The following is a 15,137-nucleotide window of genomic DNA, read 5'->3' as shown; positions in this document are numbered from 1 at the left end:
AATGAATATATTTCTTGAAAATATTTATAATTTGTCTTTTTTTTTTAGTACTGGTTTTGGGATCTTTTCGTTTGTTTGTATTTATATTTTAATTGTTTTATTACTACTTCCAGCCTCTTGGTTATCTTTATTATCAGGTTTTTTATATGGCTCATATTTAGGATCAATTATCGTTTTCATTTCCGCTTCCATAGGAGCAACAATTGCTTTTTTTGTATCAAAAAGTTTTTTTGCAAAAAAGCTAAAAAAACTTTTTAGCCGTTATCCAAAATTAAGTGTTATGGAAAAAGTAGTAGAAAAAGGCGGACTTAAATTAATTTTTTTAGCCAGATTATCGCCGATATTTCCCTTCAGTATTCTTAATTATTTTTATGGTTTGAATAATGTTAAATTTAGAGATTTCGCTCTTGGCCTTATTGGAATAATTCCAGGCACTTTTCTTTATTGCTCAATAGGTAGTTTGGCAAAAAGTATTCAGGAGTTAAAAAATGTGCAATCACCAAATAATTTATATATTACTAGTATTGGAATTATTTCAACTTTTTTAGTTGTATATTTCTCAGCGAAATACTCCAGAGAATATTTTGAAAAATCCTAAGAATCTACTCTTTAATATTCCAATCTCTAATTGAGGCAATTAAGATAAACCACAACAGTCTAAATTTACCTAGTAAGGTTTTGTTGGCCTCTAATTCGAGATATTTTGCCTGTCCACAAGGTGTTTTTATGAAGTTGAAAACTGTTTTATTCGTCATAAGTCTCTCAAAAAGTCCTGATAATTATTCCTATATTTTATAGTCAAGATTTTTATTTTTTTTAATTAAAAACCACATTTTTCTTTGACTACTTTGTTGAGTATTATTTTTTAAAATTTAAATTTTTTCTCCAGCTTTAAATCCTCTAAAGCATTTGAATCTAGGAAATCTAAGACTAAAGGTTACCGCATCCTTGGATTTCGTTTTAGCATCAGCTCTGATTTCTACAAGTTGACCTATAAGATGATTCCGTTTTGACCAATATTCTTGACGTTGGATATCACTAAATCCGCTTCCACAACTAAGACTGTATTCATACCCATCATCTTCCCCTTCTACTAGGACAGCTCCTAGTCGACCTTTATTGCGACCTGTTCCTTCCTCAACCGATACAACCTTTAAAGTGACTTCAATGAAAGGTTTTGCTTTTAACCAACTGTGTGTTCTTTTACATTCATACATAGCATCAGGATCTTTAATCATTACTCCTTCATATCCACCTTCCACGGCAGCTTTATTTAGCTCAACAAATCTTTTTTGTCCCTCAATGGTGTCGAGGTCTACATTTTCCCATTCAAGTGTTTTTACATGTCTTAGAAGCATAGAATGTTTTGCTACCCATTCTTTTACTAATAAACTTCTTGCTGTTTGACTTGTGTTCCATCTTCCTTTTTGGAAGTTTTCAAGGGGACATAAGTCAAATAGGTGGAGAACTGCGTCTTTTGTTTGTTTGCCATCTTTTCTATGAACCTGTTTCATCAAATCCTGAAAGTTAGCACTCATCACTTCACCATCTAGGACTAAGTCATGGGGTGCAGGATCTTCTTTTAACACGTTTTCTATTTCTGAGATAATATGACCAAAATTATGGAATTGTTTCCCATTACGAGAAAACATTTCTACTTTATTTTGTCTAATAATAGTTAAGACGCGCACTCCATCTAATTTGATTTCAATTTGCTTTTTTCCTATCATTTTTTTTTCATGATTTGCACTGTCGTGAGCTAAGGGACATGAAAAAATAGGAATCGCATATTTGGGAAATTTCTTGGCTATCTTGTTGATTGTTTTTTCAGATACACCACATCTAAGATCTTTAATTAAAACTCGTCTATAAAATCCATTCCACTCTTCTTTTTTGGCAGATTTCATAGCCGTTATAATTGCATCGCGAGCAGCGTGACCGGTAAGTTCTCTTTGAATAAGCTTATTTGCTAATACCCGAAAATCTTTCCATAAAAAATTTTGACTTTTTTCATTCTCTTTTTCAGGAACAATTTTTACACCAAAAGTTACCAATGGATCAAGTGCCATACGGATTCCTTCAAAAAAATCATCTAAACCTTGTTCCATTGCTTCTGAGATGATTTTTTCTTTATCTAATCTACTTGGATGTAATTCTAATTGATGTATTATCTCTTCTTTATACAATTCTTTTTGCCTCACAAGAAATTATTAATTCACTTTTGCTATTCTGTCTATTTTCCAATCATTTTCAGTTTTTGCAAAAGTAAAATCTAATGGGAGCTCATCTTGTTTATCTTCTGATTTCAAATTCAAAGTTATTATGATTTGATCTTCTTGGACTCTAGGTCTTCCTGATTTTAAATTTCTGTATTTATTGAGATTTAAACTTGCTAAAAATTTAAGAAAGTCTTGGCGCTTCACATGAGTTTTATAAGTTTTTGTAGTCAAACCATAAGCTGCATCAATTCTGCCAGCAGCTATTTGATCAAAAAACTTTCTTACTAACGGATTAATTCCTCTGGCGCTTATAACTAATTTGACTGCATTAAAAGTCCAAAAAGAAACTAGTACAGCTCCGCCAACTAATAGTGCTTTAATTCCTATATCTTTAACTAGTGTTGCATCCATGTTGATTTGAGTTTTTTATTACTTTAAGAAAAGAAATCGTTTTTGATGGCTTTTTTTGTCAAAATAATACTAATTTTAATCCATAATGCCTGTAATTCCTCTTTTACCTTTATTTCACAAATTTAATAGCCAATATTTTGAAAATTCTTTAGCGGTTAATAATCAACCTTTAGTAAAAGTTAGATGGAGTGATAATAGATTAAAAACCACAGCTGGTTTTTATAAAAGAAAAAGAATTAATGGTCTTGTAGATTCTGAAATTATCTTATCGAAACCTATTTTGAGTAAATTATCTACTAGTGAAATAAAAAGTACTTTATGTCATGAAATGATTCATGCATGGGTAGATCGGATATTAAAAAAAAATGAGATACATGGTCCAAATTTCTTAGAAAAGATGAATGAAATTAATAAGAAAGAGAAGAATTTTCAAATTTCTGTGAGGCACTCATTTCCTATTGAAAGGAGAGAATTAAAATACATAGGAACTTGCCAAAATTGTGGTGAGAAATTTTTCTATAGGAAAAGGATAAAGAATATTGCTTGTAAAAAATGTTGTTTAAATTTCTTTAATGGATCATGGAATAAAAAGTGTTTAATTTTGTTTGATTAAAAATATAAGATGTGTTTTTGTTTCTATATTTGGAATTATTTATTTTTTTAATGTAGTTTATTTTTAAAAGCATAATAATTTATGGATTCAAGGAGAATTAGAAATCTTAGAAATAGTTTTGATAAAAATATTGTTGATAAACAGGTTGATAAAATTTTCGAAACTGGAAGACAATTTGTTGATGGAGTATCTGGTGCCAGGCCAGGAAAAAGAAGGAACTCAGATTTTCAAGGAATAACAAGTAAGAGTGTTAAAAAAGTAGGACGATGGGTATCTGAAAAAGTAGATTTATTTTTTGATGAAGATAATGATGATTGGAATGATGATAATTTTTACGATGATAACAGGGATATTAAGACATTTTCCAGAGAATCAAATTCTTATGAATCTGCTAAACAGCACTCAAAAAGGCCTTTAGAAGCAATATCTTTAAGGCAACCAAAAAATTTACAGACAACTGAGCAAAAAAAATTACCTTACGTGAAAGAGAGTAAGGACGAAGATTGGCCAGATGAAATGGATTTCAAAGTTGAAAGATGGCAAAGAGCTTCAGAAACAGAGATTAATACTTCGAGAGATCAATCAAATCAACAAGTTCAATCAAAATCAAGAAATCTTCCCAGATCAAGAAGAAGAAGAGTATAGTTTCGTAAATTCTTCAATTCCTGAATAGCCTAATAAACTTTCTAAATGTGGATTGAATACTTCTCTAATAATTGTTAGGGGCTTTTTGTCTCGAAAAAATCTATAATTTCTTGACCAGAATGGACCTTTAAAACAAAATTGATCTTCTAACCAATTTGAATTAACAAGTGAAATTCGATCAACTTCTCTAAACAATTCTGATCTGTCTTGCGTCAAATTCTTCCATATTGGTTCTTCTTTGGCTTTTAAATTTTCATTCACTTGTTCTGCATTCCACCAACTTTCAGCCCATGCTAGGTTTTTATTATTGTTTTTAATCCATACTTGTCTTCTAATTAAAGGTCCATTTAACTGATTTAATTCTTTAGGTCCCTCTGCGATGAATAGAGGATCTATTTGCATTGAAATTAATTTAATTTTCGTCTCTTGATTAGTTAAAAGCTGTAAATGTCTAGTTGGACTTCCATCCCCAAGCAACATTAATTTCCATGGACCAGAAATTTTTGGTAAAGAATTTTTCACTAAAAAAGTAGAGGCTTTTTCTTCCCATAAAATTTTTGGTGATTTAAAAAGTTTATTATTCAGTGCTCAGACGTAATCCTTTTAAGATGATAACTTTTTTTCGACAAAAATATTTGCCTTTTCTTTTTTTATTTCTCTTATTTTTAGCCAAACAAGTAATGCAGTTAAATCAGCTTTGCTTACACCGGGAATTTTTGACGCATCACCAAAATTTTTTGGCTTTATCTTATTCAAATTTTCTCTAGCTTCTAAAGATAATGTCTCTATCTTTTCATAATTTATTTCTTGAGGCAGAGATTTACAGCTTTGACGATTTATTTGTTCTATGTTGTTTTTTTGTCTTTTAAGGTAACCCTCGTATTTAATATCTATTTCAACACCTTCTTGTATTGAAGAATCTAGATTTCTTTCATTCAAATTATGTTTAATTAGATCTGAATAATGAAAGTTTGGTCTTTTTAAGAGTTCTTTCAAAGTTGTTGAGCCTTTGATTTTTGATCCCGTTTCTAATTCTATTTTTTTTGATATTTCATCGGTATTTTTTAAACGAGTGTTATTTAATCTAAATTTCTCTTCTTCGAGGAGGTTCATTTTTTCTTGATAGGCCGACCATCTTTTATCATTAATTAGCCCTATTTGATATCCTAATGGTGTTAATCTTCTATCTGCATTATCTCCTCTGAGAGTTAACCTATACTCACTCCTACTAGTGAGAACTCTATATGGTTCTTTGAGATCTTTTGTAATTAAATCATTGATCATTGTTCCTATATAACTGCTTTCTCTGGTGAAGATTATTGGATCTTTTTTGTTTAGTTTTCTTGTCGCATTGACTCCTGCAACTAATCCTTGTGCTGCTGCTTCTTCATAACCAGTAGTGCCATTAATTTGTCCGGCGCTAAATAAATATTCAATTTCTTTCGTTTCGAGTGATGTTTGGAGCTGTGTTGCAGGAATGTAGTCATACTCAACAGCATATGCTGGTCGCAACATTTTACATTCACCTAATCCAGGTAAGGTCCTTAAAAGTTCTAATTGAATATTTTCGGGTAAACCTGTAGAAAATCCTTGTACATATATTTCAGGGGTATTAATTCCTTCTGGTTCTAAGAAAATTTGATGTGATTCTTTATCAGCAAATTTGACGATTTTATCTTCAATTGATGGACAATATCTTGGCCCCTTACTATCGATGAAACCGCCGTAAATGGGAGTTAAATGTAAATTGTCTCTAATTAGTTGATGCGTTTTGGTAGTTGTTCTTGTGATGTGACAACTAACTTGGGGCATATTATTTTTTATATCTGGGTCAAACGAAAAATATTTATCTGCTGCAGTACTTGGTTGAATATCTAATTCATCAAAAATGATACTTCTTTTATCAACTCTTGCTGGAGTTCCTGTTTTTAAACGTTCTGTTTTTATGCCAATTTCGTGTAAATTCTGAGTAAGACCTTTTGCTGCTTGTTCGCCTGATCTACCAGCTGACATTGATTTATTTCCTATCCATATTCTTCCTTCTAAGAACGTTCCAGCTGTGATGATAACTGATTTTGCTAAATAATAACTACCAAAGAATGTTTTTACACCCTTTATTCTTTTTTTTAAGATTTTTTTTGAGTTCAATCCAATTTCTTCAGTTTTTGCAATATCTAGTTCCGTAATCATTGCTTCTTTTAATGATAAATTATCTGTATTTTGTAGTATTTCAATCATCTTTTTTGAGTATTCTCTTTTATCTGTCTGAGCTCTTAATGCCCATACAGCTGGACCTCTACTTGCATTTAATATTCTTTTTTGAATAGCTGTCTCATCGGCTAATTTACCAATAATTCCACCTAATGCATCAACTTCATGTACCAACTGACTTTTTGCAGGGCCGCCAACAGCAGGGTTGCAAGGTTGCCAGGCAATCCTATCTAAATTGATTGTAAATAAGGCTGTAGAAAATCCTAATTTTGCTGTTGTTATAGCTGCTTCGCATCCTGCATGTCCTCCTCCAATAACGATGACATCAAAAGATTCATTAGTTGAGTGATGATCTTGCATTTTAGGATCGATTTAATTAGCTAAATTCCTAAATCTCGTAAATTGAGGTTCAAATAATAATTTAACAGTTCCTACGGGTCCATTTCTATGTTTAGTGACAATGATTTCTGTAATTCCTCTATCTTCAGTCTCTGGATTGTAGTATTCATCTCTATAAATCATTAATACTAAATCTGCGTCTTGTTCAATAGATCCTGATTCTCTTAGATCGCTTAACATTGGTCTTTTATTTGTTCTAGACTCAACTCCTCTACTAAGCTGAGATAAAGCTACTACTGGTACTTTTAATTCTCTGGCCATGCTTTTAAGACCTCTTGTTATTCGTGAAAGTTCTTGCACTCTATTATCAGGAGTTGATCCTTCCATCAACTGGAGGTAATCAATTACTATTAATCCCAGTTCTTTTTTTTGTTCGGCTATTAATCTTCTGCACAGTGATCTCATCTCTAAAACACTTAAGTTAGGCTTGTCATCTATAAATATTGGTAATTGCCCTAATGAATTGATACCTTCTCCGAGTAATGGCCATTCATCTTGCTGTAATCTTCCTGTTCTTAGCCTGCCACTCTCGATTCCAACTTCCATAGAGAGTAACCTATATGTCAATTGTTCTTTACTCATTTCAAGGCTAAATACACAGACAGGTAAATCTTGAGATTGTGCAACATTTTTAGCCAGATTAAGAACTATTGAAGTTTTCCCCATCGAAGGCCTTCCAGCAACAATTATTAAATCACTTCTTTGAAAACCTTGAGTCATCGCATCAAGGTCATAGAAATTTACTGGAATACCAGCTACTGAAGTACCCAATGATCTTGACTCTATTTCATTGAAAGTACTTGTAAGTATTTCAGCTGCTTGAGTCAGGCCTTTTGAAGGTTTTTCTTGACTAATTTCAAATATTTTTTGCTCTGCTTTATCTAAAACTTCATTTGTATCTTGAGTTTGATCAAAACCTAGTTGAACCACCTCATTTCCAGATCTGATAAGTTGCCTTCTCATGAATTTGTCGTTAATTAAATTAGCAACTTGTTCTATGGAAGCTGTAGAGGAAACATTTTCAACTAGTTCTACCAGTTTGTTGTTTCCTCCAATTTTTTCTAGTGATCCATTATCTGCTAACCAAGCACTCATTGATGTTAAGTCAGTTGGTTTACCCTGAGTATGCAGCATTAATGCTGTTCTATAAATCTCTTGATGGGCATTTATATAAAAAGCTTCAGGTTTAATTAAGTCTGCAATTCTTCCGATCGCGTCTGGATCAAGAAGTATGCCACCAAGAACAGCTTCCTCTGCTTGAACGTTTTGAGGAGGGACTAATCCAGAATTTTCACTATTAAAATCCTTTTTAAAATTTTTATTTTGCCCATTATTTGGAAAAGGTACGGAAACCATATCTTTAATAGCTTAGATATATACTCTGGCTACTTTTCAAAATAATGCAACAAATTGATTAACTTGTTACTTCAATATTTACTTCTGCAATTACATCAGGATGTAATTTTATTTTTGCAGTAAAGGAACCTAAATTATGAATATCAGGAACAGTAATGTTTCTTCTATCAATTTCTTTTTTAGTTGCTGCTTCTATCGCTTCGGCAACATCCCCATTGGTAACCGTTCCAAAAAGGACACCATCTTCTCCAACCTGTTTTTTGATAGTGAACCTACCTATTGTAGATAATGCAGTTTGGAAATCTAAAGCTTCTTGCTTTAATTTTTCAGCAGCGATTTTTTCTTTTTCTTTTTTCCGTTCAATTTGTTTTAGGACTGCTGGTGTTACATTCATTGCCTTGCCATAAGGTAATAAAAAGTTTCTTGCGTATCCAGGTGCTACTTCAACTAGATCTCCTTCTTTACCTAGTGGTGCGATTGATTCAGTTAATGCGACTTGTACTCTTTTAGCCATGAAAATATTGGACAATATAGTTAATAATAAGACCTAGAGGGTAACTTTACTTTTTTTGCAAGACCAAATTTCGCAAGAATCTTAATATGTTCCCAGGTTATATCGATTTGACCTTTAAATAATCCTTGTTTTGCCGAATTGGGAAATGCATGATGGTTATTATGCCAACCTTCTCCAAATGTTAATGCAGCAACCCACGCATTGTTTTTAGATGAATCACCACTTTCAAATGGTGCTTTACCCCAACAATGCGTCGCGGAGTTGACTAGCCAAGTTACGTGATAAACAACCACAAGCCTCAATGGAATTCCCCAAAGGACTAGAGCCCATCCTCCAACTCCTACTTTTTGACCTATTGCGTACAAAGAAAGTCCAATAGGAATTTGTAAGAATAAAAAATATTTATTTAGAAATCTATAGTATGGATCCTTGATTAAATCTGCACTAAGTTTTGGAACAGCTTTTAGTGCTTCAACGTCTTTAAACATCCAACCCATATGACTCCACCAAAATCCCTTTTTACTATTGTGATGATCTACTTCAGTATCTGAAAAAGAGTGGTGATGCCTATGTAAACCTACCCAATCTATTGGTCCATGCTGGCAACTTATTGCTCCACAGGTAGCAAAAAATCTTTCCAACCATCTTGGAACAATGAACGATCTGTGTGATAACAATCTGTGGTATCCGAGAGTTACTCCTAAACAAGCAGTTACCCAGTAAAAAAATAATAATGAAGTGACTGCAGGAAGACTCCAAAATTTTGGTTGTATAGCTACAAGAGAAAGAACATGAATTGCAACCATAAAAACTATCGTTCCCCACGTTTTGTGTAGTCTTGGAGGATATCTTTTTGAATGACTAGAGGGTTCCAGTAATTTTTCTGAGAGTTCTATAACTTTTTCAGCTGGAACAGGTTTTTTTAATTTTGCTGTTTCTTGGAAAATTACTGAATTCATGATATTGAAAAACTATTTTCAAAATTACCGATATGTAATATTATCATACTATACTATTGATAAGTTTAATTATCTGTGAGTCTCGGATATCGCGATAAATTATCTAGAGGTCGAAGGGCTATGGCTCATTTGATACACCTCTGGCATGAAAGAAATGGATGGTCTCATAAAGTCTTGCCATTACTTTCTGAAGTTCTTGATTTAGGTAAAGTTCATAATTCGCAAATTTCTAATCTTAGGAATGGGAAGTTATCTTCGCCAGGTCCCGAAGTTTTTCTTGCTTTAGCTCAAGTTAATACGATTCTTGATCAAGGTATTGAAAAAATCAGGGATCGTTTTGAAAGTGATTACCCAGAGTTATGGAAATCTTTGGAAGAGTCTGCATTACCCCTAAAAAATGATTCTGGTAATCCATTGTCGGCCGGTGAGTTATTTGAGATATTTTCAGGATTAAAATCTCTACCTTCATCTTTTGATTGGTACATAGAAGATGAAGAAGCTTCTGCTTTAAGTGATGCTCTTTCAGTGCATTTTTGTCAGAATAAGGCTTGGAGATCATGTAGAGTTCAGGTAATGGAAGCTTATGCTGTCAATAAATCTGCCCGTAGAGAACGTTTTGCTGAAGTAATAGCAGGAATTAGAGATTATACTGCAGAAGAATTAGATGGAGAACTTCTTGATTTATACGAGGCTTCAAAAAAACTTTCTTATTTTCATGGCAGGGGACCTAATGCTTTCCTCGCCGAATTAAGAAATTTAGCTTCTGAGAAATAACATGAATTTTCACAATAAATGACGCTAAACAATAACTTAAAACTGGCTGAAAAAGCTGTTCTTTCTGTCGAAGAGAGTTTAAGTAAAGTTTTTCAAGAAAGGTCCAATCAGGTTTTTCAGAAATTAGAAAATATTTTGACGATTTTTAAGGAAGAAAAAGTCTCTACTAGTCATTTCAACCAATCTTCTGGTAGTGGTCATGATGATATATCCAGAGAAAAAATTGATGCGGTTTTTGCAAGATTGTTTCTTGCTGAAAAGGCAGCTGTAAGGATGCAATTTGTAAGTGGAACGCATGCAATAAGTTCTGTCTTATTTGGAATTCTTAGACCTGGAGATGTAATGTTATCTCTTACAGGACAACCATATGACACTTTAGAAGAAGTCATAGGAATAAGGGGAGGAGAAAAAGGATCACTTAAAGATTTTGAGATTGAATATAAGCAAATAAATATCTGCGAGAATTTTGATTCTTTTGAAGAAAAAATTGTTCATTCTTTTAAAGAAAATTCATGCAAATTAGTATTCATACAAAAAAGTTGTGGATATAGTTGGAGAAAGTCTCTTACGAATCATCAGATAGAGAAAATTTGTAGTCTTATTCATTCTCTTGATCCTAATTGTATATGTTTTGTTGATAACTGTTATGGGGAGCTTGTTGAAGATAGTGAACCAATTTCTAAAGGGGCAAACATAATTGCTGGATCATTGATTAAAAATTTGGGAGGAACAATCGTTCCTACTGGTGGGTACGTTGCAGGAGATGCAGAGTTGGTTGAGATGGCATGTTCTAGATTAACTTCACCAGGTATTGGCTCTTCTGCAGGAATAAATTTTGGACTAGGAAGATTAATTTTGCAGGGTTTGTTTTTAGCACCACAAATTGTTCACGAATCACTAAAAGGTGCCGATATGGTTGCAGCAGTCTTTAAAAATTTGGGATTTAAGGTTTTACCAGAGCCAGCAACTTATAGATCTGATCTTATTCAGTCTGTAAGATTGAATAATCCTGACTTGGTACAAAAAGTTTGTCAATCTTTTCAAAATTCTTCACCTGTAGATTCTTTTCTGAATGTTGTCCCATCATCAATGGATGGATATGATTCAAAATTATTAATGGCGGGAGGCACATTTATTGAAGGTAGTACAAGTGAATTTTCTGCTGATGCCCCTCTAAGAGATCCTTACAATATTTTTGTTCAAGGTGGTTCTCACATAGCTCACATCAAAATTGCATTAATTCGATTATTATTCGAATTATTAGAAGAAAAATTTATTTCAAAGGATTCTCTACTTCCTTTATTTACTTAATCATGTCTTACAAGTTTCCAGACAACCTCAACTATGCAGATACTCATGAATATGTCTTGGAAGAAAATGGATTATTAAAAATTGGAGTTAGTGAATTCGCTATAGATCAATTAGGAGATATTGTTTTTATTGAATTAGCTGATCAAGGGGCGACTTTAGAGCAAGGGGACACTTTTGGAACAATAGAATCAGTTAAGGCCGTTGAGGAAGTCTACCTGCCTTTTTCAGGGGAAATAGTATCTGTAAATGAAAGTGTTATTGAGAACCCTGAGCTTTTACAGAATGATCCGATTGGAGACGGTTGGTTAGTCATTTTGAAACCAGAATCAAAAGCATCAATTGCTGATTTAATGACTTCTGAGGAATATCAATTAAAGGTTGTGCCAAAATAAGGCAAACTTTTTAAAAAGAGCTATTTTAAAGAAAAATATTTTAATATGACATCCAAATTTGGGTCTGATTTGTTTATAGATAGGCATCTTGGGTTAGGTGATAATGATGAAAAAATTATGCTGAACAAGCTTGGTTTTAATAATATTGATCAATTTATAAATCAAGTTATTCCTGAAGATATTCAGCTTAAAGATAAATCTTCAGCAATATTGCCTCAAGGTTGTTCAGAAATTGAGGCTTTAAATGAATTAGAAGAGATTGCGAACAAAAATATTAAAATGAGATCACTAATAGGCCTTGGTTATTATGACAATCACATGCCTAAAGTAATCCAAAGACATGTTCTTGAAAACCCAAGGTGGTATACGTCTTATACTCCATATCAAGCAGAAATTGCACAAGGAAGATTAGAAGCTCTATTTAATTTTCAAACTATTATTTGTGAACTAACAGGATTCCCTGTCGCTAATGCATCTTTGTTAGATGAGGGTACTGCTGCTGCAGAAGCTATGGCGATGAGTTTTTCCGCAAGAAAAAATAAATCTTCAAAAGTTTACTTAGTGGAATCAAATGTTTTTGATCATACTTTTAATGTTCTGCAAACCAGAGCAAAACCTTTGGGAATATCCTTAAAACGCTTTACTCAAAGTAACCTTCCTAATCATGATGATGTTTTTGGAATGTTGTTGCAATTACCTGGCAAAAATGGGGAATTATATGATCCCACCTTCTTAATATCCCAAGCACATAGATCAGAAATTACTGTTACGGCATGTGTTGATCCACTGGCACAAGTTTTGATTAAACCAATTTCTGAATTTGGTGTTGATGTAGCAGTTGGTAGTATGCAAAGATTTGGCGTTCCAATGGGTTTTGGTGGCCCCCATGCAGCATATTTTGCTTGTAGCGAAAAATATAAAAGGCTGATCCCCGGAAGAATTGTTGGACAAACTCTATCTAAAAATGGAGAAAAGTCTCTAAGACTAGCATTGCAAACAAGAGAGCAACATATTAGAAGGGAAAAGGCCACAAGTAATATTTGTACTGCTCAATCTTTGTTAGCCATAATTTCTTCTTTTTATGCTATTTACCATGGACCCTCTGGATTAATTCAAATTGCTAAAAGAGTAGTGGAGTTGAGAATAAATTTAGAATCAAGTTTAGCTGCTCTAGGTTTTGATATTCCTGATGGAATTAGATTTGATAGTGTTGATGTTTATTCTGAGCACTCCCAGAGGATCCACAATGAAGCTTTAAAAAATGGCTATAACTTAAGAATTTTGCCGCTGGGATCAACTATTGAAAATTCAACTGGCTTTGGGATCTCTTTAGATGAGCTTAGTGATGAAAAAGAAATCAAAGATATTTTGACTTTCATAGCAAACCTTGTAGAAAAAGAAGAAGATTTAGAGCATATAAAATTTGATAAAGTATTTCAACTTGAAAGTTTAGCTTTGAGATCCAGTGCATGGATGCAGCAAGATATATTTACAAATTATCAAAGTGAAACTGAATTAATGAGATATATATTCCGACTTGCAGAAAAAGATTTTTCTTTGGTAGATGGAATGATGCCATTGGGAAGTTGTACCATGAAGTTAAATTCTGCAGCAGAGTTAAATCCAGTCTCTTGGGCAAAGTTATCATCAATTCATCCTTTTTCCCCACCAGATCAAACTAAGGGTTATTCAAAAATCATATCTGACCTAGAAAAATGGATCAGTGATATTGTTGGTTTACAATCAGTTTCTTTTCAACCAAATGCAGGCTCTCAGGGAGAGTTTGCAGGTTTATTGGCAATTAATTCTTATTTTGAATCAAAAGGTGAACTGTTAAGAAAGAAGTGTTTAATTCCCAAAAGTGCTCATGGAACAAATCCTGCTAGTGCAGTTATGGCAGGTTTTGATGTGTTAACTGTTGAATGTGATGACGAGGGAAATATTGATTTTCAAGATTTGTCGATCAAGGTCAAGAAATTTGATAACCAAATAGGGGCTCTCATGTTGACTTATCCTTCTACTCATGGAGTTTTTGAATTACAAATCAGAGAGATATGTGATTTAATTCACTCTGTTGGAGGATTTGTCTATTTAGATGGAGCAAATTTGAACGCTCAGGTTGGATTATGTAAACCGGGGAATTATGGTGTTGATGTTTGTCATTTGAATTTACATAAAACATTCTGCATTCCACATGGAGGCGGTGGTCCAGGAGTAGGTCCAGTTGCTGCATCAGAAACTTTAAGCCCATTTCTTCCTACTCATTCTTTAATGGATAATAATTTATCTAATAGTTCTAACTACGTATCTTCTGCCAAGCATGGGAGTGCAAGTATTCTTCCAATAAGTTGGATGTATATAAAAATGGCTGGTTTTAGTGGTTTGAGGAAAGCAACTGCGCATGCAATTTTATCTGCAAATTATATTGCGCATTCTTTAAAGCGTAAATTCAAGATTCTTTATAAAGGAAAAAATAATTTTGTCGCACATGAATGTATTTTAGATTTTAGAAATTTAAAATCCAAAACTGGTTTGAGTGTGAATGATTTAGCTAAACGATTAATAGATTATAGTTTTCATGCACCAACTATCAGTTGGCCTGTTCCAGAGACCATAATGATAGAGCCTACTGAAAGTGAAAGTTTAGTTGAATTGGATAGATTTTGCGAAGCTATGCTATTGATTGGTGAAGAAATCAGCGAAATAGAAAAAAATAGTGAATTAAAGAATAATAATGTAATAAGTAACGCTCCCCATACGCTGAGAGAGTTAATTGCTGATAATTGGCATTATCCTTATTCAAAAGAAAAAGCTTCTTTTCCTTATAAAACTCCAACATCTATTAAGTTTTGGTCCTCAGTTTCTAGGATCAATAATGCATATGGCGATCGCAATTTAATTTGTTCTTGCAATGTAAATCAAGGAGAGACTTTCGAAGAAAAAAAATGTGCTTAAAGGACTAGCGTCCTTATATTTCTTTAGTTATTATCAGTGAGAATAAAAATTTAATATTTTCTTATAGAATTTTTTTAAATTTTTTTATTAAAATGTACGAGCATCAAATTTTTTGGGGTATTTGAAGCTATGACCAAAGATTTTAAATCTGGTAATGTTAAGCATCTGCCAGTTAAAAACATAGACTTACCAGATTTTGTCAATAATTTTTCAGGAGATAACACCAACATTTCTCTCATTGAAGGAACTAATGTTATAAGAGTGCCCTTTGGTAAAAAATTTTCAAAGAAAAAAAGGCCTGAAAAGAATCAAAATATCGCCACTCTAATACTTCCTTTAAGTTCTTATAACAGTCCTACGCCTCCACACGTAGCATAA

Annotated in this window: 16 protein-coding genes; 8 read left to right on the top strand and 8 right to left on the bottom strand. The window is 33.0% G+C overall.

Going from position 1 to position 15,137, the window contains the following annotated elements:
• The first annotated feature begins 1 nt into the window (after position 1).
• Positions 2–598: a TVP38/TMEM64 family protein gene (locus tag AMO19_RS02510; RefSeq protein ID WP_075507210.1), complete on the top strand. Its 597-nt coding sequence runs from the start codon at positions 2–4 to the stop codon at positions 596–598.
• A 4-nt stretch (positions 599–602) separates the two neighbouring features.
• Here the strand turns inward: AMO19_RS02510 and AMO19_RS08435 are convergent, their stop codons facing one another.
• The 3 genes from AMO19_RS08435 to AMO19_RS02500 all read right to left on the bottom strand — a co-directional run bounded on the left by AMO19_RS08435 (position 603) and on the right by AMO19_RS02500 (position 2,630).
• Positions 603–755 carry a hypothetical protein gene (locus AMO19_RS08435; protein ID WP_179850480.1) on the bottom strand — a complete coding sequence of 51 codons (153 nt, stop codon included), beginning with the start codon at positions 753–755 and terminating at the stop codon, positions 603–605.
• A 117-nt stretch (positions 756–872) separates the two neighbouring features.
• Positions 873–2,201: an ATP-dependent DNA ligase gene (locus tag AMO19_RS02505; RefSeq protein ID WP_257008932.1), complete on the bottom strand. Its 1,329-nt coding sequence runs from the start codon at positions 2,199–2,201 to the stop codon at positions 873–875.
• A 9-nt stretch (positions 2,202–2,210) separates the two neighbouring features.
• Positions 2,211–2,630: a hypothetical protein gene (locus AMO19_RS02500; RefSeq protein WP_032518008.1), complete on the bottom strand. Its 420-nt coding sequence runs from the start codon at positions 2,628–2,630 to the stop codon at positions 2,211–2,213.
• Between the two features lie 85 nt (positions 2,631–2,715).
• Here AMO19_RS02500 and AMO19_RS02495 point away from each other — a divergent pair, with 85 nt between their 5' ends.
• Positions 2,716–3,243, top strand: coding sequence for a SprT family zinc-dependent metalloprotease (locus AMO19_RS02495; RefSeq protein WP_075507209.1), 528 nt, complete (start codon positions 2,716–2,718; stop codon positions 3,241–3,243).
• Between the two features lie 81 nt (positions 3,244–3,324).
• Positions 3,325–3,888 (top strand): RNA helicase, encoded by a 564-nt coding sequence (locus tag AMO19_RS02490; RefSeq protein WP_075507208.1) that lies wholly within the window; start codon positions 3,325–3,327, stop codon positions 3,886–3,888.
• Here AMO19_RS02490 and AMO19_RS02485 read toward each other — a convergent pair.
• Genes AMO19_RS02485 through AMO19_RS02465 form a run of 5 tightly spaced genes read right to left on the bottom strand, consistent with a single transcriptional unit; the run spans position 3,868 to position 9,327 of the window.
• Positions 3,868–4,443, bottom strand: coding sequence for a chorismate lyase (locus AMO19_RS02485; RefSeq protein WP_179850483.1), 576 nt, complete (start codon positions 4,441–4,443; stop codon positions 3,868–3,870). The two genes, AMO19_RS02490 and AMO19_RS02485, sit on opposite strands and share 21 nt — an antisense overlap.
• 48 nt (positions 4,444–4,491) lie before the next feature.
• Entirely contained in the window at positions 4,492–6,459 is a 1,968-nt protein-coding gene (mnmG, locus tag AMO19_RS02480) for a tRNA uridine-5-carboxymethylaminomethyl(34) synthesis enzyme MnmG (RefSeq protein WP_075507207.1), read from the bottom strand.
• Positions 6,460–6,471: 12 nt separating this feature from the next.
• Positions 6,472–7,854, bottom strand: coding sequence for a replicative DNA helicase (dnaB, locus tag AMO19_RS02475; protein ID WP_075507206.1), 1,383 nt, complete (start codon positions 7,852–7,854; stop codon positions 6,472–6,474).
• Positions 7,855–7,912: 58 nt separating this feature from the next.
• Entirely contained in the window at positions 7,913–8,368 is a 456-nt protein-coding gene (gene rplI, locus AMO19_RS02470) for a 50S ribosomal protein L9 (RefSeq protein ID WP_075507205.1), read from the bottom strand.
• A 20-nt stretch (positions 8,369–8,388) separates the two neighbouring features.
• Positions 8,389–9,327 carry an acyl-CoA desaturase gene (locus AMO19_RS02465; RefSeq protein WP_075507204.1) on the bottom strand — a complete coding sequence of 313 codons (939 nt, stop codon included), beginning with the start codon at positions 9,325–9,327 and terminating at the stop codon, positions 8,389–8,391.
• Positions 9,328–9,402: 75 nt separating this feature from the next.
• On the opposite strand from AMO19_RS02465, the gene AMO19_RS02460 reads away from it, so the two are divergent.
• The 5 genes from AMO19_RS02460 to AMO19_RS02440 all read left to right on the top strand — a co-directional run bounded on the left by AMO19_RS02460 (position 9,403) and on the right by AMO19_RS02440 (position 15,137).
• The gene (locus AMO19_RS02460; RefSeq protein WP_075507203.1) at positions 9,403–10,101 is read left to right on the top strand and encodes a hypothetical protein; all 699 of its coding nucleotides are present in this window, start codon (positions 9,403–9,405) and stop codon (positions 10,099–10,101) included.
• An 18-nt stretch (positions 10,102–10,119) separates the two neighbouring features.
• Complete coding sequence (locus AMO19_RS02455; protein WP_075507202.1) at positions 10,120–11,412, top strand: methionine gamma-lyase family protein; 1,293 nt, start codon at positions 10,120–10,122, stop codon at positions 11,410–11,412.
• 2 nt (positions 11,413–11,414) lie between these two features.
• The gene (gene gcvH / locus AMO19_RS02450; protein ID WP_075507201.1) at positions 11,415–11,804 is read left to right on the top strand and encodes a glycine cleavage system protein GcvH; all 390 of its coding nucleotides are present in this window, start codon (positions 11,415–11,417) and stop codon (positions 11,802–11,804) included.
• A 45-nt stretch (positions 11,805–11,849) separates the two neighbouring features.
• Entirely contained in the window at positions 11,850–14,759 is a 2,910-nt protein-coding gene (gcvP, locus tag AMO19_RS02445; protein ID WP_075507200.1) for an aminomethyl-transferring glycine dehydrogenase, read from the top strand.
• A gap of 129 nt (positions 14,760–14,888) precedes the next feature.
• Positions 14,889–15,137 carry a hypothetical protein gene (locus AMO19_RS02440; RefSeq protein ID WP_075507199.1) on the top strand — a complete coding sequence of 83 codons (249 nt, stop codon included), beginning with the start codon at positions 14,889–14,891 and terminating at the stop codon, positions 15,135–15,137.

Source organism: Prochlorococcus marinus (genome assembly GCF_001180245.1).
Classification (GTDB): Bacteria; Cyanobacteriota; Cyanobacteriia; order PCC-6307; family Cyanobiaceae; genus Prochlorococcus_A; species Prochlorococcus_A marinus_F.
This window is presented reverse-complemented; position numbering and strand designations above follow the sequence as displayed.

Coding starts and splice junctions, on each gene's coding strand:
- AMO19_RS02510 (WP_075507210.1), top strand. CDS start 2: ATGAATATATTTCTTGAAAATATTTATAATTTGTCTTTTTTTTTTAGT.
- AMO19_RS08435 (WP_179850480.1), bottom strand. CDS start 755: ATGACGAATAAAACAGTTTTCAACTTCATAAAAACACCTTGTGGACAG.
- AMO19_RS02500 (WP_032518008.1), bottom strand. CDS start 2,630: ATGGATGCAACACTAGTTAAAGATATAGGAATTAAAGCACTATTAGTT.
- AMO19_RS02495 (WP_075507209.1), top strand. CDS start 2,716: ATGCCTGTAATTCCTCTTTTACCTTTATTTCACAAATTTAATAGCCAA.
- AMO19_RS02490 (WP_075507208.1), top strand. CDS start 3,325: ATGGATTCAAGGAGAATTAGAAATCTTAGAAATAGTTTTGATAAAAAT.
- mnmG (WP_075507207.1), bottom strand. CDS start 6,459: ATGCAAGATCATCACTCAACTAATGAATCTTTTGATGTCATCGTTATT.
- dnaB (WP_075507206.1), bottom strand. CDS start 7,854: ATGGTTTCCGTACCTTTTCCAAATAATGGGCAAAATAAAAATTTTAAA.
- rplI (WP_075507205.1), bottom strand. CDS start 8,368: ATGGCTAAAAGAGTACAAGTCGCATTAACTGAATCAATCGCACCACTA.
- AMO19_RS02465 (WP_075507204.1), bottom strand. CDS start 9,327: ATGAATTCAGTAATTTTCCAAGAAACAGCAAAATTAAAAAAACCTGTT.
- AMO19_RS02455 (WP_075507202.1), top strand. CDS start 10,120: ATGACGCTAAACAATAACTTAAAACTGGCTGAAAAAGCTGTTCTTTCT.
- gcvH (WP_075507201.1), top strand. CDS start 11,415: ATGTCTTACAAGTTTCCAGACAACCTCAACTATGCAGATACTCATGAA.
- gcvP (WP_075507200.1), top strand. CDS start 11,850: ATGACATCCAAATTTGGGTCTGATTTGTTTATAGATAGGCATCTTGGG.
- AMO19_RS02440 (WP_075507199.1), top strand. CDS start 14,889: ATGACCAAAGATTTTAAATCTGGTAATGTTAAGCATCTGCCAGTTAAA.